Origin of the sequence: Amycolatopsis melonis, from assembly GCF_040064235.1 — a bacterium.
Lineage (GTDB): Bacteria > Actinomycetota > Actinomycetes > Mycobacteriales > Pseudonocardiaceae > Amycolatopsis > Amycolatopsis melonis.
Genome location: NZ_JBDZYD010000006.1, coordinates 285,480 through 304,406, shown reverse-complemented (window position 1 = coordinate 304,406; position 18,927 = coordinate 285,480). Strand labels below are relative to the sequence as shown.

General features: G+C 73.4%; 23 protein-coding genes. 7 read left to right on the top strand and 16 right to left on the bottom strand.

Annotation, left to right across the window (positions count from 1 at the left end; all coding sequences use genetic code 11):
• The first annotated feature begins 22 nt into the window (after positions 1–22).
• Together ABJI51_RS18425 and ABJI51_RS18420 are read left to right on the top strand one after the other, a co-directional pair.
• Positions 23–562: a TetR/AcrR family transcriptional regulator gene (locus tag ABJI51_RS18425; RefSeq protein WP_348952259.1), complete on the top strand. Its 540-nt coding sequence runs from the start codon at positions 23–25 to the stop codon at positions 560–562.
• Positions 559–1,182 (top strand): class I SAM-dependent methyltransferase, encoded by a 624-nt coding sequence (locus ABJI51_RS18420; protein WP_348952258.1) that lies wholly within the window; start codon positions 559–561, stop codon positions 1,180–1,182. Before ABJI51_RS18425 ends, ABJI51_RS18420 begins: the two co-directional genes overlap by 4 nt.
• Positions 1,183–1,232: 50 nt before the next feature.
• Here the strand turns inward: ABJI51_RS18420 and ABJI51_RS18415 are convergent, their stop codons facing one another.
• The 8 genes from ABJI51_RS18415 to rimP form a co-directional block, all read right to left on the bottom strand.
• Entirely contained in the window at positions 1,233–1,697 is a 465-nt protein-coding gene (locus ABJI51_RS18415; RefSeq protein WP_348952257.1) for a hypothetical protein, read from the bottom strand.
• Positions 1,694–2,512, bottom strand: coding sequence for an alpha/beta hydrolase (locus tag ABJI51_RS18410; protein ID WP_348952256.1), 819 nt, complete (start codon positions 2,510–2,512; stop codon positions 1,694–1,696). The genes ABJI51_RS18415 and ABJI51_RS18410 overlap by 4 nt, the downstream gene beginning before the upstream one ends.
• A 3-nt stretch (positions 2,513–2,515) precedes the next feature.
• Positions 2,516–2,992 (bottom strand): 30S ribosome-binding factor RbfA, encoded by a 477-nt coding sequence (gene rbfA, locus ABJI51_RS18405; RefSeq protein ID WP_348952255.1) that lies wholly within the window; start codon positions 2,990–2,992, stop codon positions 2,516–2,518.
• Between the two features lie 19 nt (positions 2,993–3,011).
• Complete coding sequence (locus tag ABJI51_RS18400) at positions 3,012–3,305, bottom strand: DUF503 domain-containing protein (protein WP_348952254.1); 294 nt, start codon at positions 3,303–3,305, stop codon at positions 3,012–3,014.
• 73 nt (positions 3,306–3,378) lie between these two features.
• On the bottom strand, positions 3,379–6,342 hold the full coding sequence (gene infB / locus ABJI51_RS18395) for a translation initiation factor IF-2 (protein WP_348952433.1): 2,964 nt from the start codon (positions 6,340–6,342) through the stop codon (positions 3,379–3,381).
• A 78-nt stretch (positions 6,343–6,420) separates the two neighbouring features.
• A complete protein-coding gene (locus ABJI51_RS18390; RefSeq protein WP_348952253.1) occupies positions 6,421–6,705 on the bottom strand; it encodes a YlxR family protein in 285 nt (94 codons plus the stop codon).
• Between the two features lie 110 nt (positions 6,706–6,815).
• A complete protein-coding gene (nusA, locus tag ABJI51_RS18385) occupies positions 6,816–7,862 on the bottom strand; it encodes a transcription termination factor NusA (RefSeq protein WP_348952252.1) in 1,047 nt (348 codons plus the stop codon).
• Positions 7,859–8,401: a ribosome maturation factor RimP gene (gene rimP, locus ABJI51_RS18380; RefSeq protein WP_348952251.1), complete on the bottom strand. Its 543-nt coding sequence runs from the start codon at positions 8,399–8,401 to the stop codon at positions 7,859–7,861. Before rimP ends, nusA begins: the two co-directional genes overlap by 4 nt.
• 134 nt (positions 8,402–8,535) lie before the next feature.
• Between rimP and ABJI51_RS18375 the strand changes: the two genes are divergently transcribed.
• Positions 8,536–9,462: a ferritin-like domain-containing protein gene (locus ABJI51_RS18375; RefSeq protein ID WP_348952250.1), complete on the top strand. Its 927-nt coding sequence runs from the start codon at positions 8,536–8,538 to the stop codon at positions 9,460–9,462.
• 75 nt (positions 9,463–9,537) lie between these two features.
• Here ABJI51_RS18375 and ABJI51_RS18370 read toward each other — a convergent pair whose 3' ends face one another.
• The 5 genes from ABJI51_RS18370 to ABJI51_RS18350 all read right to left on the bottom strand — a co-directional run bounded on the left by ABJI51_RS18370 (position 9,538) and on the right by ABJI51_RS18350 (position 14,052).
• Complete coding sequence (locus tag ABJI51_RS18370; RefSeq protein WP_348952432.1) at positions 9,538–10,128, bottom strand: hypothetical protein; 591 nt, start codon at positions 10,126–10,128, stop codon at positions 9,538–9,540.
• A gap of 112 nt (positions 10,129–10,240) precedes the next feature.
• Positions 10,241–11,254 carry an aminotransferase class V-fold PLP-dependent enzyme gene (locus ABJI51_RS18365; protein ID WP_348952249.1) on the bottom strand — a complete coding sequence of 338 codons (1,014 nt, stop codon included), beginning with the start codon at positions 11,252–11,254 and terminating at the stop codon, positions 10,241–10,243.
• 32 nt (positions 11,255–11,286) lie between these two features.
• Positions 11,287–12,060: an isocitrate lyase/PEP mutase family protein gene (locus tag ABJI51_RS18360; RefSeq protein ID WP_348952248.1), complete on the bottom strand. Its 774-nt coding sequence runs from the start codon at positions 12,058–12,060 to the stop codon at positions 11,287–11,289.
• 10 nt (positions 12,061–12,070) lie between these two features.
• Positions 12,071–13,519: a PH domain-containing protein gene (locus ABJI51_RS18355; protein WP_348952247.1), complete on the bottom strand. Its 1,449-nt coding sequence runs from the start codon at positions 13,517–13,519 to the stop codon at positions 12,071–12,073.
• Entirely contained in the window at positions 13,516–14,052 is a 537-nt protein-coding gene (locus ABJI51_RS18350; RefSeq protein WP_431605626.1) for a PH domain-containing protein, read from the bottom strand. The genes ABJI51_RS18355 and ABJI51_RS18350 overlap by 4 nt, the downstream gene beginning before the upstream one ends.
• A 55-nt stretch (positions 14,053–14,107) precedes the next feature.
• Here ABJI51_RS18350 and ABJI51_RS18345 point away from each other — a divergent pair, with 55 nt between their 5' ends.
• A complete protein-coding gene (locus tag ABJI51_RS18345) occupies positions 14,108–14,704 on the top strand; it encodes a TetR/AcrR family transcriptional regulator (protein WP_348952245.1) in 597 nt (198 codons plus the stop codon).
• A gap of 158 nt (positions 14,705–14,862) precedes the next feature.
• Here the strand turns inward: ABJI51_RS18345 and ABJI51_RS18340 are convergent, their stop codons facing one another.
• Positions 14,863–15,516: a GOLPH3/VPS74 family protein gene (locus tag ABJI51_RS18340; RefSeq protein ID WP_348952244.1), complete on the bottom strand. Its 654-nt coding sequence runs from the start codon at positions 15,514–15,516 to the stop codon at positions 14,863–14,865.
• 145 nt (positions 15,517–15,661) lie between these two features.
• Between ABJI51_RS18340 and ABJI51_RS18335 the strand changes: the two genes are divergently transcribed.
• Together ABJI51_RS18335 and ABJI51_RS18330 are read left to right on the top strand one after the other, a co-directional pair.
• The gene (locus tag ABJI51_RS18335) at positions 15,662–16,897 is read left to right on the top strand and encodes a sensor histidine kinase (RefSeq protein ID WP_348952243.1); all 1,236 of its coding nucleotides are present in this window, start codon (positions 15,662–15,664) and stop codon (positions 16,895–16,897) included.
• Entirely contained in the window at positions 16,872–17,522 is a 651-nt protein-coding gene (locus ABJI51_RS18330) for a response regulator transcription factor (protein ID WP_348952242.1), read from the top strand. Before ABJI51_RS18335 ends, ABJI51_RS18330 begins: the two co-directional genes overlap by 26 nt.
• 1 nt (position 17,523) lies before the next feature.
• On the opposite strand, the gene ABJI51_RS18325 is transcribed toward ABJI51_RS18330, so the two are convergent.
• Both ABJI51_RS18325 and ABJI51_RS18320 read right to left on the bottom strand, forming a co-directional pair.
• Complete coding sequence (locus ABJI51_RS18325) at positions 17,524–17,895, bottom strand: winged helix-turn-helix transcriptional regulator (RefSeq protein WP_348952241.1); 372 nt, start codon at positions 17,893–17,895, stop codon at positions 17,524–17,526.
• 40 nt (positions 17,896–17,935) lie between these two features.
• Positions 17,936–18,361, bottom strand: a complete 426-nt coding sequence (locus ABJI51_RS18320) for an SRPBCC family protein (RefSeq protein WP_348952240.1) — start codon at positions 18,359–18,361, stop codon at positions 17,936–17,938.
• 23 nt (positions 18,362–18,384) lie between these two features.
• Here ABJI51_RS18320 and ABJI51_RS18315 point away from each other — a divergent pair, with 23 nt between their 5' ends.
• Entirely contained in the window at positions 18,385–18,927 is a 543-nt protein-coding gene (locus ABJI51_RS18315) for a TetR/AcrR family transcriptional regulator (protein WP_348952239.1), read from the top strand.

Here is an 18,927-nt window from a genome sequence, read left to right as displayed (position 1 = left end):
TCGACAAAGCTATACTCCGCCCGTGACCGTCGAGGAACGTCCCCTCCGCGCGGACGCCCGCCGCAACCGGGAGGCACTGGTCGCCGCCGCGCGGGAAGTGTTCGGCGCAAAGGGGGTCGACGCCCCGCTCGACGAGATCGCGCGCCGGGCCGAAGTCGCCATCGGCACCCTCTACAACCGGTTCCCGACGCGGGCGGACCTGGTCGAGGCCGCGTTCCTGCCGGCGCTGGAAGGAGCCCGGGAGGCCGCCGAGGACGCGCTCGCGTGCGACGACCCGTGGGACGGCTTCGTGCTCCTGCTCGAGCGTTCGGTCCGGATGCAGGTGAACGACCGCGGCTTCATGCAGGTGTGCGCGCGGGCGTTCGACCCGGCGTCGGGGCTGGAGAAAGCCAAGCAGGCCAACGCTTCCCGCATCGAGCGGATCATCGCGCGCGCTCAGGAGGCGGGCAGGCTGCGGCCGGACTTCCGCGGCGAGGACCTGGCGATCGTGTTCGCCGCGGCGACCGCCACCCCGGACTGGCGGCGCGGGCTCACCATGGTGCTGGAAGGATTGCGCCCGTGAGCTGGCTCGCCGACACCGCCACGTCGTACGACACGGTGGCCGAAAGCTACGCCGACTTCGTCGCGGACGCGCTCGAGAAACAGCCGTACATGCGGTCAGCGCTGTCATTGCTCGCCGAGGACGCCGACGGGCCGGTGGTGGACGTCGGCTGCGGACCCGGCCACTTCACGGCGTACCTGCACTCGCTGGGCGTCGAGGCGTTCGGCGTCGACCTGTCGCCGGGGATGGTCGACCTGGCCCGCCGCTCGCACCCGGGACTGCGGTTCGAAGTGGGATCGATGACGGACCTGGCGCTGCCGGACGCGTCGGTGGCGGGCGTGCTGGCGTTCTGGTCGCTGATCCACGTCCCGGAGGACGACGTGCCGTCGGCACTGGCCCACTTCCGGCGCGTCCTGCGGCCCGGCGGCCTGCTGGTGATCGGCTACCACGTCGGCGCCGGGACCCGGCTGAAGACCCAGGGCTACGGCGGCCACCCGATGCGGGTGCACGTCCACCTGCGGCAGCCGTGGTGGCTGGCCGGACGGGTGCGGAAGGCCGGGTTCACGGTCGAGGCCGAGTGGCTGCTCAGGCCGGAAGCCGAAGTGCCCCAGGCGATCCTCTTCGCCCGGCCGAGCTCCTGATTCACCCTCACCTGCCAGTTCTCGAGGCCGTGAATGAGCGTGGGCGTGGGTTAGGCGAAGCCCTGCTCCGCGAAGCCGAGGCCGCCGCGCTGGGCCTGCGTGAGGACCTGCTGCGAGACGTGCTGCGGCGGTGTGCGCAGGTACTGGCGGTAGCCGGTGGCCCGGAACCTCAGGTCGAACCCCTGTCCCTCGATGTGCCATGCCGGATACGGCTTGCCGTCCGGTGGGTCGAGGCGGTGCAGGTCCGCGATCTCCAGGCACTCGTGCAGTGGTCCCAGCTCGCCGGTGATGTCCCAGACGTGCTCGAACACCAGCGTCGCCGGGGCGACCCGGAACGTGAAGTACTTCTGCCGCCGCGCCGGCTTGATCCACTCCACGATGTAGTCCAGGTCCAGCAGGAGCCGGGCCGCCGGCACGGTGTCGTCCTCGTGCTCGGTGATGGCCACCGCGCGGATGTGGCAGTCGTGCCAGCCCATCACCGGGAAGTCCGCGTCGGTCCACACGGGCTTGATCACAGCCGCTCTCCCACGAATTTCAGGACTTCCGGCAGCACTCCGCGCCAGTAGCCGTCCTTGTGCCCGCCCGGGGAAAACCGGGCCAGTTCCGGTGAAACCGCCTGCACCAGCCTGCGGTCCGCGCCCAGGAACGGGTCGGACTCGCCGCACCAGACGCCCAGGCCCGCCGGGCGCAGCTCGCCCGTGTGCAGCAGGGGTTCGCATGCCCGCCAGTTCGCCTCGCCGTCGAACACCTTGCGGCTGCGGGCGTCCGGCCAGCTGGTGAACAGCGCCGCGCTCGCCGTCGCCACCGCCTTCAGGTCCCGGTTGGCCCTGGCGAGGTTCAGCGCGCCGAAGCCACCCATCGAAATGCCGAACACCGCCGACGGCGGACGCAGGTCGCGGCCGGTCAGCCAGCCCGGGACCTCCTCGGTGAGCATGCGCTGCGGGTCGTCGGCGCCACCGACGTTCACCCAGTAGTGGTCACCGTCGAGGGCCGCGACCGCGAACGGCGGCGTGCCCGCCCGCACCGCCGCCGTCAGCGCCGCGGGGACGCCCAGGTCCAGGAACGTGCGGGCCCGGGCACCCCGGCCGTGCAGGGCCAGGCACACCGGCAGCCCCGCGGCCGGGACGCCGGACGGGGTGATCAGCACGAGGTCGACGTCGGTGCCGCGGGCCGCCGAGTGCATGCGCTGGACCGTCACCGGCTCGGTGAGCGCCGACGGACGGGACGGCGGCGGCACCGCGGACGGGCCGGGCGGCGGCGGTTCGGGCGACGAGCAGCCCGCCAGCAGCGCGGCTGCGCTGCCGGCGAGCAGGGCACGGCGGGAGAGCACAGGTCAGCCCCGGCTCTCCTCCTCCGCGAACTCGTCCTCTTCGGCCGCTTCACGCGGCGCCTTGTACGGGTCGGCGTCGCCGGCGTGCTGGGCGCCGGTCGCGCGGCGGGCGACCTCCGCGTCGGCCTCGCGGGCCTTGGCGAGGAGGTCTTCGATCCGCTTCGACTCCTCCGGAATCGTGTCCGCGACGAACGTCAGCGTCGGCGTGTACCGGACCCCGGTGCCCTGCCCGACCTTCGTGCGCAGCACGCCGCGCGCCGATTCGAGCGCGGCCGCCGCACCGGCGAAGTCCGGGACGGAGTCCAGCTTCTCGCCGAGCACCGTGTAGTACACCGTGGCGTCGTGCAGGTCGCCGGTGACCTTCGTGTCCGTGATGGTCACGTAGTTCAGCCGGGGGTCCTTGACCTCGTGCTCGATCGCGGACGCGACGATCTGCGAGATCCGCTTGGCGAGCTTGCGAGCCCGAGCAGGATCGGCCATGTCTTCTCCCTGGAAACGTCTAATCTTCCGGACCGAGCAGCCGCCGGCGAGCCGACAGCAGCTCGAACTCCGGCCTGCTCGCCACGTACCGCTCACACGAGTCGAGCACGTCACGGACGTGCTCGCCACCTTCGGCGACCACGGCCACTCCGATGAGGGTCCGCCGGTGCAGGTCGGTGTGACCGGCTTCGGCCACCGACACGGCGAAGCGCTTGCGCACCTCGGCCAGCACCGGACGGACCACGGATCGCTTCTGCTTCAGCGAATGGACGTCGCCGAGCAGGATGTCGAGCTCGAGAGCTCCGACGAACATAGGCAAGTTTTTGGGTGGTGTAGTAGGGAGACACCGGGTGTGCGCGAGAACGCACACCCGGTGTCCAACATCCTTACGCTCGCGGCTTTTCGCGCTGCTCGTAGGTCTCGATCACGTCGTCGACCTTGATGTCGCTGTACGAGCCCAGCGTCAGACCGCACTCGTACCCTTCGCGGACCTCGACCACGTCGTCCTTGAACCGCCGCAGCGAGCTGATCGGCAGGTTCTCCGCCACGACGGTGCCGTCGCGGAGCAGACGGGCCCGGGCGTTGCGCCGGATCTCGCCGGACATGACCAGGCAACCCGCGATCGTGCCGATCTTGGAGGACTTGAAGACCTCGCGGACCTCGGCGCGGCCCAGCTCGACCTCTTCGTACTCCGGCTTGAGCATGCCCTTGAGGGCCTGCTCGATCTCGTCGATCGCCTGGTAGATGACCGTGTAGTACCGGACGTCGACGCCCTCGCGGGTGGCCCGCTCGGTCGCCTTGCCCTGTGCCCGGACGTTGAACCCGAGGACGATCGCGTCGGACGCGGTCGCCAGGTCGATGTCCGACTCGGTCACGCCACCGACACCGCGGTGGACCACGTTCAGCTCGACGTCGTCGCCGACGTCCAGCTGCAGCAGCGAGGCTTCCAGCGCCTCGACCGTACCCGAGTTGTCACCCTTGATGATCAGGTTGAGGCTGTTCGTCTCCTTCAGGGCGGAGTCGAGGTCCTCGAGGCTGACCCGCTTGCGGCGCGACGCGTTGAGCGCGTTGCGCGTCCGGGCCGACCGGCGCTCGGCGATCTGCCGGGCGACGCGGTCCTCGTCGACCACCAGGAAGGTGTCGCCCGCGCCCGGCACCGAGGTGAACCCGATGACCTGGACCGGACGCGAGGGCAGCGCCTCGGTGACGTCCTCGTTGTGCTCGTCGACCATCCGGCGGACGCGGCCGTAGGCGTCACCCGCCACGACCGAGTCACCGATGCGCAGCGTGCCGCGCTGGACCAGGACGGTGGCCACCGGGCCGCGGCCGCGGTCGAGGTGCGCCTCGATCGCGACACCCTGTGCCTCCATGTCCGGGTTGGCCCGGAGGTCCAGAGCGGCGTCGGCGGTCAGCAGGATCGCTTCGAGCAGGCCGTCGATGTTGATGTTCTGCCGCGCGGAGATCTCGACGAACATCGTGTCGCCGCCGTACTCCTCGGCGACCAGGCCGTACTCGGTCAGCTGCTGCCGGATCTTGTCCGGGTTCGCGCCTTCCTTGTCGATCTTGTTGATCGCGACCACGATCGGGGCCTTCGCCGCCTGCGCGTGGTTGATCGCCTCGACCGTCTGCGGCATGACCCCGTCGTCGGCCGCCACCACGATCACCGCGATGTCGGTCGAGTTCGCACCACGGGCACGCATGGCGGTGAACGCCTCGTGACCCGGGGTGTCGATGAAGGTGATCAGCCGCTTGGTGCCCTCGAGCTCGGTCTCGATCTGGTACGCACCGATGTGCTGCGTGATGCCGCCGGCCTCGCTCTCGCGGACCTTCGTCTTCCGGATCGTGTCGAGCAGGCGGGTCTTACCGTGGTCGACGTGACCCATGACGGTGACGACCGGGGGCCGGACCTGCAGGTCCTCCTCCTCGCCGGCGTCCTCGCCGTAGGTGATGTCGAACGTCTCCAGCAGCTCCCGGTCCTCTTCCTCGGGACTGACGACCTGAACGTTGTAGTTCATCTCGCCGCCGAGCAGTTCCAGGATGTCGTCGGACACCGACTGCGTCGCCGTGACCATCTCGCCGAGGTGGAACAGCACCTGCACCAGCGAAGCCGGGTTGGCGTCGATCTTCTCGGCGAAGTCGGTCAGCGAGGCACCGCGCGGCAGCCGGATCGTCTCGCCCTGGCCCTTGGGCAGGCGGACGCCGCCGACGCTGGGCGCCTGCATGTTGTCCATGTACTCCTGGCGCTTCTGCCGCTTCGACTTGCGGCCCTTGCGCGAGGGACCACCCGGGCGCCCGAAGGCACCCGCGGTGCCGCCACGGCCGCCGGGGCCACCACGGCCACCGCCGCCGCCACGGAAGCCGCCGCCACCGGCCGGGGCACCCGTGCCACCGCCCGGACGGAAGCCGCCGCCACCGCCGCCGCCACCGGGACCGCCGCGGAAGCCACCGCCGCCGCCACCACCGGGACCGCCGCGGAAACCGCCGCCGCCACCGGGACGGCCGCCGCCACCGGGGCCACCACGGGCACCGCCGCCGGGACCACCGCGGGCGCCACCGCCCGGACCGGCCGGACGCTGGGTGCGGCCCGGCATCATGCCGGGGTTCGGCCGCGGGGGCATGTTGCCCGGGCTCGGCCGGTTGCCACCGGCGCCACCACCGGGCCGCGGGGCCGGACGGTCACCGCCGGCACCGCCGCCGGGCCGCGGCGGGCGGTTGTCGCCGCCCTGGCCGGGGCCGGGACGCGGAGCCTGCGGCCGCGGGGCCGGGGCGCCGGAGCCGACGCCGAACGGGTTGTTGCCGACGCGCGGGGTGCGCGGGCCGGGCTTGGGACCGCCGGGCTTGGGGCCCTGCGGCTTCGGCGGGACGACCGAGCCGGTGCCGCCCGAGGCGGGCGCGGCCGGGGTGTCCTGCTTGGGCGCGGCAGGTGCGTCGGCCTTCGCGGCCGGGACCTGCTGCTGGGGTGCGGGCGCGGCCGGACGCGGGCCGGGCCGGGGGCCGGGACGGGCGCCCGGTGCGGCCGGCTTCGAGGCCGGGGCCTGCTGCTGCGGGGCCGCCGGGGCGGCCTTCGCCGCGGGCGCCTGCTGCTGCGGGGCCGGTGCGGCGGGCTTGGGCGCCGGGGCGCCCGGCTTGGCGGCCGGGGGCGCGGGACGCGCCGACGGGCCGGGGGTCGGCGTGGGCTTCTTCGCGCCCTTGGGCGCATACGCGTCGCGGAGACGGCGGGCGACGGGCGCCTCGACCGTGGACGACGCGGACTTGACGAACTCGCCCTGCTCCTTCAGCTTCGCGAGAACGTCCTTGCTGGTGATGCCGAGCTCCTTAGCGAGCTCGTGTACGCGGGCCTTGCCTGGCACAGCTCTCCTCATCTAGGGGAGGCCAGGCGGGGGACCCGCTGACCTCGTCCTTATCGTCGCGCGTTCATGGCTTCAGCTTCACGGCTGACTCATGACGGGTCGACCTGCTTCCTTGATTCCTCGCGAACCCGGGGACGTCCCGGGTTCGTGGTGCGTAGTGGCGAGCCCGACGTGCTCACGGACCTCGCGGACGTCGAGCGCCCCCGTAGCCCGCAGGGCTCTCGGGAAGGCCCGCCGCCGTTCGGCCTTGGCCAGGCAGTCCGGGTCGGGGTGCAGCCAAGCTCCCCGGCCCGGCAGCCGCCGACGCTCGTCGACGACCACCCGCCCGGCCACCGCGACCACGCGCAGCAGCTCACCGATCAAGGCCCGCCGCTTGCAGCCGACACAAGTCCGCACCGGAAAATTCCGGTGGGGCTGGTGCTCGGCTACCCGCCGCGGGCTTTGAACCACTCCTGAGTCTAGCGCTTCGACCTTCACTCAGCCGAACCGGTTGTCGCGGCGGGCCGCGACGGACTGGCGTGGTCTTGATCACCCTCGTCGTCCGCCGGTGCGGCGTCGCTGCGGATGTCGATCCGCCAGCCGGTCAGGCGGGCGGCGAGGCGGGCGTTCTGGCCCTCCTTGCCGATCGCCAGCGACAGCTGGAAGTCCGGCACCACGACCCGGGCGGTCTTCGCCCGTTCGTCCACGACTCGTACCGACACAACCTTCGCGGGCGACAGGGCATTCCCGACGAAGCGAGCCGGATCGTCGGAGTAGTCGATGATGTCGATCTTCTCCCCGGCCAGCTCGCTCATCACGTTGCGCACGCGCGCGCCGACCGGGCCGATGCAGGCGCCCTTGGCGTTGACGCCCGGCACGGTGGACTTGACCGCGATCTTCGTGCGGTGTCCCGGCTCGCGCGCGACGGCGGCGATCTCGACGGTGCCGTCGGCGATCTCCGGGACCTCCAGCGCGAACAGCTTGCGCACGAGGTTCGGGTGCGAGCGCGAGAGCGTGATCTGCGGGCCGCGGTTGCTGCGCGAGACCGTGAGCACGTAGGCCTTGATCCGGCTGCCGTGCTCGTAGGACTCCCCGGCCACCTGCTCACCCGACGGCAGCACGCCCTCGGTGTCACCCACCTGGACCACGACCATGCCGCGGGCGTTGGCGCGCGCGTCGCGCTGGATCACCCCGGCGACGATCTCGCCCTCCTTGGTGGAGAACTCGCCGAAGGTCTTCTCGTGCTCGGCGTCGCGCAGCCGCTGCAGGATGACCTGGCGCGCGGTGGTGGCGGCGATCCGGCCGAAGCCCTCGGGGGTGTCGTCCCACTCCTCGTCGATCTGGCCGTCGTGGGTCAGCGTGTGCGCGAGCACGCGCACCAGTCCCGTCTTGCGGTCGATGTCGATCCGGGCGTGCGGCTGGTGGCCCTCGGTGTGCTTGTACGCGGTGAGCAGGGCCGTCTCGATGGCCTCGATCACCGTTTCGAAGGGGATGTCCTTGTCCCGTTCGATCGCCCGGAGCGCGGCGATGTCGACGTTCACTTCGACCCCTTCTCCGTCTCGGCCTGACCGGCGGCGATCAGGCCGGACGCATCGTCTTCCAGCAGTTTCAGATCCTCGGCGGGCGGCTGCTTGAACTCGATCTCCACGACCGCCTTCGCCACGTCGGCGTAGCGGACGTCGCGGAGCTTGCCGCCGGCGAGGACGCGGACGGCGTCTTCGCCCGCGTGCCCGACCCGGCCCACGAACGCCGCCCCCTCGACCGGGGTGATCTTCACCAGGCGGAACCGCGCGCGCCGCCAGTGCCGCGGCTGCGTGAGCGGGCGGTCCAGGCCCGGCGAAGTGACCTCCAGCGTGTACGCGCTCGCGAGCACGTGCTCGTTCTCGTCGAGCGCGGCGGAGACCTTGCGGCTGATCTCGGCGACCTCGTCCAGCCCGACGCCGTCGTCGGCGTCGACGACGACCTTGACCAGCTGCCGCCGGCCGGCCTGCTGCACCTCGAACGCATCGAGGTCGAAACCCGCGGCGGTGACGGCTTCGGCCACTATCGGCTGAAGCCGGCTGGCGAGTTCTCCTGGCACGTGGGGCTCTCCTTGGTTTCGGACCGGTTTTCGGATCGGGGTCACGCGGGTCGGTGGTGGACCAGCTTATCCGGTACCCCCGTCACCCCGCGCGAGCGGCGGGGCCGCCCCGGGGCCTGGCAGGATGGGGCGGCGTGACCGGAAGACCGACCGAGCTGACCCGCCGCGGCGCCCTCCGCGCGGGGGCGCTGGCCGCACTGGCCGTTCCCCTCGCCGCCTGCGGGCCCGGCTACGACGAAAGCCCCGACCCGCTGCAGCCGCTGCTGGCGGCCGCCGAGGCGGACGCGGCCGCCGCCCGCGCGCTGGCAGGCAACGCCGCCGCCGGCGAACTCGCCGACGCGCGCGCGGCGCACGCGGCCGCGCTGAAGTCCGAAGTGGACCGGCTGAACCGGCCCAAGCCGTCCCCCTCCCCGGCGCCGCCCGCCCCGGGGGCACTGGGCGAGCTGAAGGACCGGCTGGCGGCCGCGCGCAAGCAGGCGGCCGACCTCGTGCCCGCGCTGCCGCGCTACCGCGCCGGGCTGGCCGCGGCGGTGGCGGCGGGCTGCGCGGCGCTGCAGCGCATCGACCCCGCGCTGGGCCCCGGCGAAGACGCCCCGAAGGTGGGAGCGGCCCCGGGCGGCGCGGTGCCCGCGGAGGCGGTCGACCCGCTGCAGACGGCACTGGCGGCCGAGCACGCGGCGGTCTGGGTGTACGGGCTGGTCGGCGCGTTCCTCCCGGCCGACTTCGGCGACGCGGAGAAGAGCGGCGCGGCCGAACACGCCCTGCGCCGCGACTTCCTGCAGACAACGCTGTCGGCGTCCGGGGCGACCCCGGTGGCCCCGGAGCCGGCGTACGTGCCGAAGAACCCGGTGACGGACGCGAAGTCGGCGTCCCAGGTGGTGGCGACGGCCGAAGCGGACTGCGCGTCGGCGTGGCTGGCGGTGGTCGGCCACACCGACGACGCGGGCCTGCGCACGACGGCGCTCAACGCGCTGGTCGCGGCCTCCCGCCGGGGCACGCCGTGGCGTGCGGAGGCGGGCGAGAAGCCGAAGGCGATCGCGCTCCCCGGCCGGCCGGCCTGACCCCGGATGCCCCTGAAGGCCACCATCACGGCACTGGACGCCGTGATGGTGGCCTTCAGAGGCGTTGAGAGCGGGTCAGGCGTGGAGGTCGGCCGACAGGCGGAGGGCGTCTTCGGCGATCTTCTCCAGCAGGTCCTTGTCCTGGTGCTTGGCGTAGAAGTCGGCCAGCACGATCGTCGTGTCCGTGCCGTCCACCTTCGACGCGTACGCCGCGTTCTTGCCGCTCACGCTGGGGCCGCCGGTGAACGTCTTGTCGCGGACCAGGTCGGTGACGTTGCCCGTGCCGTCCTTCTCGGTCAGCGTCTTGAGGGCCTTGGCCTTCGCCGAGTCCGGCATCCCGACCACGACCACCGACACCAGCGCCTTCGCCCCGCCGGTCTCGGTCGTGTAGAGCGCGCGGACCAGGGACTGGCAGGGGTTGTCCTGGAAGAAGTCCTTGGTGTCGCCGTAGGACTTCGCGACGCAGTCGTCGCCCTTGTCCGGGCCGGCCACCTTGGTGAACTGGAACTGCCCGCTGTTCTGCGCCGTCGGCTGCGCGACCGGCGCCTGCGGCGTCGGGTCGTGCCGGATCAGGAACCACACCAGGCCGGCCACGACGGCGATCGCGACCAGCCCGGCGCCCTTGAGCAGCAGCGACCGGGTGTTCCGCGCGGGTGGGCCGGGCACCGGCGGGCGGGGCTGCGGGGGCACCGCGCCCAGCGGGGCCGTGTCGGACGGGCCTGGGGTGAAATGCGCACCAACCACGGGGACATACGGTAGGCCACCGCCCCGGCGGGGTTCACTCGAATGCGCGTAAGACGCGTTCGACGTCGTCAGCGGTGTTGTAGAGGTGGAAGCCGACCCGGACCCGGCCGCCGCGGACGCCCGAGACGATGCCCGCCGCCGCCACCCGTCCGGGGTCCGCGTCGAGCGCCACGATCGCCGTGCCGCGCGGCGGCAGTCCGAGCTTCTCCAGCAACAGGTCCGCCAGGCCGGTGTTGTGCGCCCGGACCTGGGCGAGGTCGAGGCCGCCGAGGTACTCCAGCGCCGCCGCCGCGCCGACCTGGGCCAGCCACACGGGTGAGAGGTCGAACGCGCGGGCGTCGCCTGCCAGCCGCAGCGGGAGGCCGTAGACGGTGGCCCACGGGTTTTCCCCCGCGTACCAGTTCGCGGCGACCGGCCGGGTGCGCTCCCGCGCGTCCGGCCGGACCAGCAGCCACGCGCTGCCGCGCGGCGCCAGCAGCCACTTGTAGCCGCCCGCGACGACCCAGTCGGCCCACGTGACGTCCAGCGGCAGCCAGCCGGCGGCCTGGGTGGCGTCCAGCAGCACCGCCGCCCCGGCGGCCTCGGCCGCGGCGCGCAGGGCGGGCAGGTCCACGATCCGGCCGTCGGCGGACTGGACGACGCTCACCGCGACGACGTCGTGGCCCTCGACCCGCTGCGGCAGCTCCTCCAGCGGCACCTCGGTCACCGTGACGCCGGGGTTGGCCGCGAACGGGAAGGTGACGCTGGTGAAGTCGCCTTCGGCGGCGAGGACCCGGGTGCCCGCGGGCAGCGCCGCGGCGACGTTCGCGACGAGCTGCGAGACCGAGGCGCCGATCGCGACGTCCGCGGGATCGGCGCCGAGCAGGCGGGCGAACCCGGCCCGCGACCGCGTGACGTACTCGTCGAAGTCCCCTGGCCGGTCCGCACCGGTCCGCCACCGTTCCACCGCCTCGGCCACGGCGGCGGCGACCGGCGTGGGCGGGATGCCGACGCTGGGGGTGTTCAGGTATCCGGCGGGGACGGCGAAGTCGGCATCGAAGGCACGCATGAGCCGAGCCAAGCAGACGCGGCCTGGGACGTTCACCCGGTTTTCGGCAGCACCGCCGTGACCTCGGCATAGCTCGGCGGGCTCACCGGGAGGGCCCGGCCGTCCCGGACCGCCAGCGCCGTCTCCACCGCCGCGGCCAGCGCCACCCGGTAGGGCAGCGACCCCAGGCTGACCCGCGCGACCCCCAGCGCGGCCAGGCCCGCCACCGTGACCTTCCCCGGCAGGAACAGCAGATTGACCGGGACGCCGACGGCGACGATCCGCTCGACGTCCGCCGGGTCGGCGAGGCCGGGCACGAACACGCCGTCCGCGCCCGCCACCGCGTACGCCCTGGCCCGCCGCTCCGCCTCGGCGATCGACCGGTCGCCGAGCCAGTGCGTGTCCGTCCGCGCGTTGACGAACAGCCCCGGCGCCCGCTCCTTGACCGCCGTGATGAGCGCGCACTGGACGTCGGCGGGCGCGAGCGAGCCGTCGGCGCGGCCGTCTTCGAGGTTGATGCCCACCGCACCGGCGGCGGCCAGCTCGGCCGCGAGGCCGGCGACCGCCGCCGGGTCCGCGCTGAAGCCGTCGGCGATGTCGACGGTGATCAGCGCGTCCAGGCGGGCCAGGCGGGCGGCCAGTGCCACGGTCGCGGCCCGCGACGACGGTGCGCCGTCGGGCTCCCCCGCCGCCGCGGACACGCCGAGGCTGGTCGTGCCGAGGGCACGGAAGCCCTGCGCGGCCAGGAAGGCGCCGACGCCGAACTCCCACGCGTTCGGCAGCAGCAGCGGGTCACCGGGCACGTGCAGGGCAGCGAATTCGTCCATGCCGTCGAGGCTAGGCCCGTGACGCTTCGGCGGGCACCGAAGCGAACGGCGCGAGCACTCCCGGCACGGCCGAGGCCGCGAAGACGAGCCCTTCGGCGGCGTCGGCGTCGCGGATCGAGTAGGCACCCGATCCGGCCGCCGTGGTCGCGGTGAACGTCGCCAGCCCGCGGCGGCGCTGGAACACCGACTGCTTGACCGTCCAGCCGATGACGCCGTCCCGCGCCAGCACGGCGGTGCTCCGCCGGACCGAGCCCGCCCGCGTCACCAGGTAGCGCCCGCGTGCGCCGTGCCCGAGGCCGCGGTAGGCGTCGCGGGCCAGCAGGACCGCCACCGGCACGGCGACGACGGCGACCGCCGCGGCCACGACGAGCAGGACGTCGGTGAGCAGCGCGCCGAGGATCAGCAGGACGGCCACCGGGGCGAGCGCGGCGGCCAGTGCCCAGCGCAGCCGCCGTCCCCGTGCCGCGGGCGGGTGCGGCACCAGCGGGACGTCCGCGACCGGCTCGCCCGCGACCTGCGCGGCCACCCGGGCGGCCACCGCGCGCGGCGCGACGGGCAGCAGCGTCTTGGACTCGGTCTTGTCGTCGTCGCGTTTCATGCCCGTGGCGATGGCGTCCACCCGGGCGGCCCCGGCGAGCCGGGCACCGAGCGGCTCGACCAGCTCGACCCCGCGCAGCCGCCGCTCCTCGATGGTGATCGACCGGGTGGTCAGCAGGCCGCGGCGGACGCGCAGGGTGCCGCCGGGCTCGCGGTCGAGCCGGTGGTGCCACCACATCTCGACGAACAGGCCCACCGCGCCCACGACGCCGACGGCCACCGCAAGCACCACCAGCAGCAGAATGCTTGCGGCCAACGGAAGTTCGCCGAAGAGGTTCAGCAGCCACTTCAGGAGCCCGCCGCCGGCGCCGAACCAGTCGGCGACCTTGAACAGCCCGCCGAACGCGGACAGCCCGAGCACCGGCGCGACGAACGACACGGGCGCGTACCGGATCCAGCGCGGGTCGAGTGTCGCAAGTGGACCGTCTTCGGCGGCGGATTCCGGGATCCGGTGCAGCAGCTCGGCGCGCAGGGCTTCGGCCTCCGCCCGGGCCAGCGGGGCGAGGGTGATCCGGTCCCGCTCCCCGGTGCCGATGGTCAGCACCGCCACGCCGAACGCGCGGTGCACCGGATTGGCCGTCAGGTCGACGGTGCGGATCCGGTCGCGGGCCAAGGATTTCCGCGTGTGCGTCACGAAGGCGAACTCGATCTCCAGGCGGTCGGCCGTGCACCGGAACCGGGTGTGCCGCCAGCGGACGTAGTCGGCCAGCACACCGCCGCCGACGAGCAGCAGTGCCGCCGGGACGAGCCAGAGCGACCCGGTGCCGATCGCGATCGGCGTCCCGGCCGAGACGGCGACGCCGGCCAGCAGGACCGCCGTGACGCCGAGGGTGCGCCGGTCGAGGCGGCGCCAGCCGGTCACGTCGCGTCCCCGGGCGTGGCGGCGGTGCGTTCGGTCAGCTGCTCGGCGACGTCGGCGGCGAGCCGCGCGTCGAGCCCGCGCAGCTTCACCGCGCCGCGCGCCGACGCTGTGGTCACGGTGACGGTGGCGAGCCCGAAGCGCTGCTGCAGCGGGCCGCGCAGCGTGTCGACGGTCTGGACGCGGGACAGCGGCGCCACCCGCCATTCCTGCCAGAGGAAACCCGACCGCACGTAGACGGCCGTGTCGGTGACCTCCCAGCGGTGCAGGCCGTACCACCACAGCGGCAGCACGACGCACCAGGCGGCACCGAGCAGCGCGAGCACGGCGGCCGGGACCAGCAGCCAGGCGGCGGCCGGCGGGATCAGCACGCCGAGCAGGACGAGGACGAGGACGGCCGGTGCGAAGACGAGCGCCTGCTGCGCCCGCCACCAGGCGATCGCGCGGCGGTCGAGTGCGTGGCGCGGCGGCCGGAGCTGTACGGATCCGGTGGTCACCGGAGAACCCCCCGAGGTTGTTTTACAATGCGGTCGCATCGTAACGGTGGAGAGCCGATCTTCGCAATGCGGTCGCATGACAACGGGAGCGGACGTGCCGAAACAGGTGGACCACGAGCAGCGCCGGGTGCAGATCGCCGAGGCACTCCAGCGGCTGACCACGCGCGCCGGGCTGGAGGGCGTCAGCCTGCGCCAGGTCGCCGCCGAGGCGGGCATGTCCATGGGGTCGGTGCAGCACTACTTCAAGACCAAGGACGAGATGCTGCGCTACGCCCTGGAGCACCGGCACAAGCTGCGCAGCGAGCGCATCACCGCGAAGGTCCTGGCCGAGGGACCGCCGACGCCGCGGTCGATCCTGCGCGCGTGCCTGGTCGAGATCCTGCCGCGGGACCCCGACAGCGAAGGCGACTTCCTCATCGGCGTCGCGTACTTCATCCGCGCGGTCGCCGACCCGGCGATGGCGAAGGCGTTCGGCGAGGGAATGCCGGAACTGCTGGCGTTCTTCGCCGACCAGGTCCGCCAGGCCCAGGAGGCGGGCGACGTCCCGGCGTCGGCCGACCCGGAGACCGAGGCGTCGGTGCTGTGGGCGATCGCGGACTCCCAGGGCTCGGAAATCCTGATGGGTCACCGCACCCCGGCCGAAGCAGTGGCCACAGTGGACTACTACCTGGACCGCCTCTTCAGCGGCTGACCCCGTGTCGACCCTCCGATCACGCGTGTCGACCCTTCTCTCACGCGTGTCGACCGTTCGCGCACACGCGGGAACCGCACCGGGGTGAGCGGAACGCCGACACGCGTGATTCCAGGGTCGACACGCGTGATTGAGGGGTCGACACGGCGTCCGGAGCGTTATGCGCCGGCGCTGCCGGACGACGAGGCGACCACCGCCGCGCGGGCCGCGCGGAACTCGCGGACCACCTTCCGCAGGGCCGGGACCGTCACGCCCGCCTGTTCCTCCAGCTGCGCAAGGCGTTCCCGGTGGCGGCGGCGCTCCCGGCCGGGCAGCACCGTGCCCAGCTCGACCGCCGCCGCGAGGGCGGTCAGGGCCGCGACGTCCGCGGGCACGCGGGCCTCGGTCCGCAGTGCCGACGCCACTTCGTCGTGCAGCGCGGCCGCCGTCGCCGCGTCGCGGACGACGGGGTGGCGGCGCGGGAACAGCCCCAGGACGCGGGACGTCCGCAGCTCGATCGTGCCCGCCGCGGCGAGCTGGGCCTCCAGGGACTGCAGCGTTCCGCGGGCGCCTCGGCGCACCCACGCCCGCCACTTCCGGTGCGGGTCCGCCGTCAGCTCGGCGAGCAGGTCGTCGAGGACCAGGTGACCGGTGCCGCCGTCGCCGGTGACCGCCGGACGGCCGCCGTCGTCGGTGACCAGGCCGCGCAGCACCAGGTCCGTCAGCGCCGCCGCGCGGACCAGCAGCGCGACGTGCTCCCGGTCCGGCAGCCGGTCGCGCCGCGTGTCGCACGCCAGCAGGTACGCCCGTGCGGGCAGGGACAGCTCGTTCATACCCCCATCCGACCGGCCGCGGCGGCCCCCGCGAAACCGGGAGAGGTGGGTGTTCGCGGCGACGAAAGTTGCGCACCGCGCGGAACACCGCAACTTTCGTTGCGCACCAGGGGCGGCGGCCCGCGCGAGCCGTTACCGTGACCGCGTGACCAGCACCCGGCGGCCGTGGTGGCCGAGCCGCGCCGACGCCTTCTGGATGTTCGCGGGCGCGCTGGTGTTCACCGGGCTCAACGTCCTCTACCACCTCGTCGGCGACCGGACGACCGGGGCACTCGGTCCCGGCGCCGGCCTGGTCCTGCAGGTGGTCTGCGACCTCTCGCTGGTGCTGCTGTTCCGGTTCCCGGTGCTGGTGACCGGGCTGGTCACGGCGGCCGCGTTCGCGATGCTGGCCTCCGACCTGTTCGCACCGGGCCTGCTCGTGCCGGTGCAGCCGATCGCCATGACCACCGTGCCGACCGTCACCCCGGTGATGCTGGCCCAGGTGCTGCGGGTGCTGGACCGGCGGACCGTGCTGTGGCTGACCGCGGTCCTCGCGCTCATCGCCACCCGGCCGTGGGAACCGAACTGGAGCATCACGCCGTTCGGGCTGCTCAGCACCGTCCTGCCGGTCGCGATCTCGTTCTACGCCGAGGCGCGCAAGCAGCTGCTGCAGTCGCTGCGGGACCGCGCGGAACGCGCCGAGCGGGAACAGCACCTGCTCGCCGAGCAGGCCCGCGCGGAGGAACGGCGGCGCCTGGCGGGCGAGATGCACGACGTCGTCACGCACCGGCTCAGCCTGATGGTGCTGCACGCCGGGGCGCTCGGCGTGACGTCCGGCGACCCGGCGGTGCGCACGGCCGCCGAGGACATCCGCCGGGAGGGCGCGCTGGCCCTGGACGAGCTGCGCGACCTGGTCGGCGTGCTGCGCAACGGAACCGACACCGGCCCGCGGACGCTCCGCCCGGAGGAGCCCGGCGATCCGGCGCGGCTGGTCGAGGAGTCCCGTTCGGTGGGCGTGCCGACGGAGCTGGTCGTGGACGGCGATCCGGCGGCGGTGTCCCCGACCGTCGCGCGCACCGCGTACCGGCTGGTGCAGGAGGCGCTGACGAACGTGCGCAAGCACGCGCCGGGCGCGTCGGCGACGGTCGCCCTGCGCTACCACCAGGGCGGGCTGGACGTCTCGGTGGCCAGCACGGCGGCGGCGCGCCCGCCCGATCCGGCGCTGGCGGGCACCGGTTCCGGGGCCGGTCTGGCCGGGCTGCGCCAGCGGGTCGAGCTGGTCGGCGGGCGGTTCGACGCGGGCCCGGCACCCGGCGGCGGGTTCCGGGTCGGTGCGATACTGCCCGCCTACGTCCCGACGGCGGAAGGCACGCACTGTGATCCCGGTGCTCGTGGTCGATGACGAGCCGATGGTGTGCGCGCACCTGCGCACGATCCTCGGCTCGGCGGGCGACATCGAGGTCGTGGCCCAGGCGGCCGACGGCGCGGAGGCGGTCGAGGCGGTGGTCCGCCACCGCCCGCGCGTGGTGCTGATGGACCTGCGCATGCCGGGCGTGGACGGGCTGACGGCGATCGGCCGGATCGCGAAGCTGCCGGACCCGCCGGCGGTGGTGGCGCTGACGACGTTCGACGCGGACACGTACGTGATCCGCGCGCTGCGCGCCGGCGCGGCGGGCTTCCTGGTGAAGTCGACCCCGCCGGAGGACCTGATCGGCCTGGTCCGCGTGGCGGCGGACGGCCACACGGTGCTCTCCCCCTCGGCGGCACGCCGCCTGGTGGCGTTGTCCGCGGACGGCCGCGAGCGAGCCGACGACGCCCGCCGCCGGACCGCGGGACTGACCGAGCGCGAACGGGACGTGCTGGCCTGCCTGGGCGAAGGACTGTCCAATGCGGACATCGCAGCCCGGCTGCACCTGGCCGAGGCGACGGTGAAGAGCTACGTGTCGCGGATGCTCGTGAAGCTCGACTGCACGAACCGGACGCAGGCGGGTCTGCTGGCCCACGAAGCAGGTCTGGTTTCCCGCTGACTCAGGCCGAAGCGGGGGTGTGCTCCGCGTCGTAGGCCTCCCGCGCCTCCTGGACCGAAGCCATGTGCCGGCGCGCCCAGCGGTCCAGCATCTCCAGGGGCTCCGACAGGTTGCGGCCCAGCGGGGTCAGCTCGTACTCCACCTTCGGCGGGATCGTCGGATACGCCGTGCGGGTCAGGATTCCGTCGCGGACCAGGCTGCGCAGCGTCTGGGTCAGCACCTTCTGGGAAATCCCGTCGACCCGGCGCGCGATCTCGGTGAAGCGCAGCGGGCCGGGGGTCAGCGCGCCGACGATCAGCACCGTCCACTGGTCGCCGATGCGGTCGAGCAGCTGGCGGGTCGGGCAGTTGCGGTCGTACGGGTCGGGTCCCACGGGCTTGGCCTCCTCACTCTCCCGGAGAGAGTAACGCCGATCAGGCGGTGGCGGCGACCAGCCCGGCGACGACCCGCTTGATGAACGCCCCGAGGAACCACCGGTAGAACCAGCCGGTGCCGGGGATCTTCGCGGTGAACGTCGAATGCCAGTGGATACCTGTCCCGCCGTCGCCCGGCGTGAGGTCGACGTAGGCGACGTAGTCCCGCAGCGGCAGGCCGTGTTCCAGCGCGTAGCCGAACCGGCGGCCGGGTTCGAGCGCGACGATCCGCTCGTACGAGCGGACGCCGTTGGTGCGGAACAGCCGGAGCGCGCCGAGGCCTTCCGGTTCGCCCTCCCCTTCGCGAACCAGCTCGAAGGAGCCCAGCGGTGACCACGACGGCCAGCTCGCGCCGTCCCGCAGGAGCGCGTACACGGTGTCGGCCGACGCTGACGTCCGGCCGTGCACGGAAATGCGTTGTACCATTTGGTACGTGTACCATCTGGTACATGATCGAGACAAGCCCGCGGGCGAAGCTCCTCGACGCGGCGATCGAGCACATCGCCCACCACGGCGGCGCCGGGAAGAGCCTGCGCGCGCTGGCCGCGGACCTCGGCACCAGCCACCGCATGCTGATCTACCACTTCGGCTCGAAGGAAGGCCTGCTCACGGCGGTGGCGCAGGAAGTGGAGGCCCGGCAGCGGGCGGCACTGGCCGGTCTCGACCCGGCGCGGGCGGGCCGCGAGTTCTGGCGGCGCCTCACCGACGAAAGCCTGCGCGCCAACGAAAAGCTCTTCTTCCAGCTCTACGGCCAGGCCCTCGGCGGCACGCCGGGCACCACCGGGTTCCTCGACGGCGTCGTCGAGGACTGGCTCGCCCCGGTCGAAGCGCTGCTGGCAAGCCTCGGCGTCCCGGAGGCCGACCGCGCCGCGCACGCCCGGCTCGGCCTGGCCGTGACCCGCGGACTCCTGCTCGACCTCGTCACGACCGGTGACCGCGAGGCCGTCGACGCGGCAATGGAGCGATTCCTGGCGATGTCCGCGCAATACTGA

What these genes read in the sequence shown, in the direction of transcription:
- rbfA (WP_348952255.1), bottom strand. Translation starts at nt 2,992, where the DNA reads ATGGCCGATCCTGCTCGGGCTCGCAAGCTCGCCAAGCGGATCTCGCAG.
- ABJI51_RS18400 (WP_348952254.1), bottom strand. Translation starts at nt 3,305, where the DNA reads ATGTTCGTCGGAGCTCTCGAGCTCGACATCCTGCTCGGCGACGTCCAT.
- ABJI51_RS18365 (WP_348952249.1), bottom strand. Translation starts at nt 11,254, where the DNA reads ATGCGTGCCTTCGATGCCGACTTCGCCGTCCCCGCCGGATACCTGAAC.
- ABJI51_RS18360 (WP_348952248.1), bottom strand. Translation starts at nt 12,060, where the DNA reads ATGGACGAATTCGCTGCCCTGCACGTGCCCGGTGACCCGCTGCTGCTG.
- ABJI51_RS18350 (WP_431605626.1), bottom strand. Translation starts at nt 14,052, where the DNA reads ATGCGACCGCATTGTAAAACAACCTCGGGGGGTTCTCCGGTGACCACC.
- ABJI51_RS18340 (WP_348952244.1), bottom strand. Translation starts at nt 15,516, where the DNA reads ATGAACGAGCTGTCCCTGCCCGCACGGGCGTACCTGCTGGCGTGCGAC.
- ABJI51_RS18320 (WP_348952240.1), bottom strand. Translation starts at nt 18,361, where the DNA reads ATGGTACAACGCATTTCCGTGCACGGCCGGACGTCAGCGTCGGCCGAC.
- ABJI51_RS18315 (WP_348952239.1), top strand. Translation starts at nt 18,385, where the DNA reads ATGATCGAGACAAGCCCGCGGGCGAAGCTCCTCGACGCGGCGATCGAG.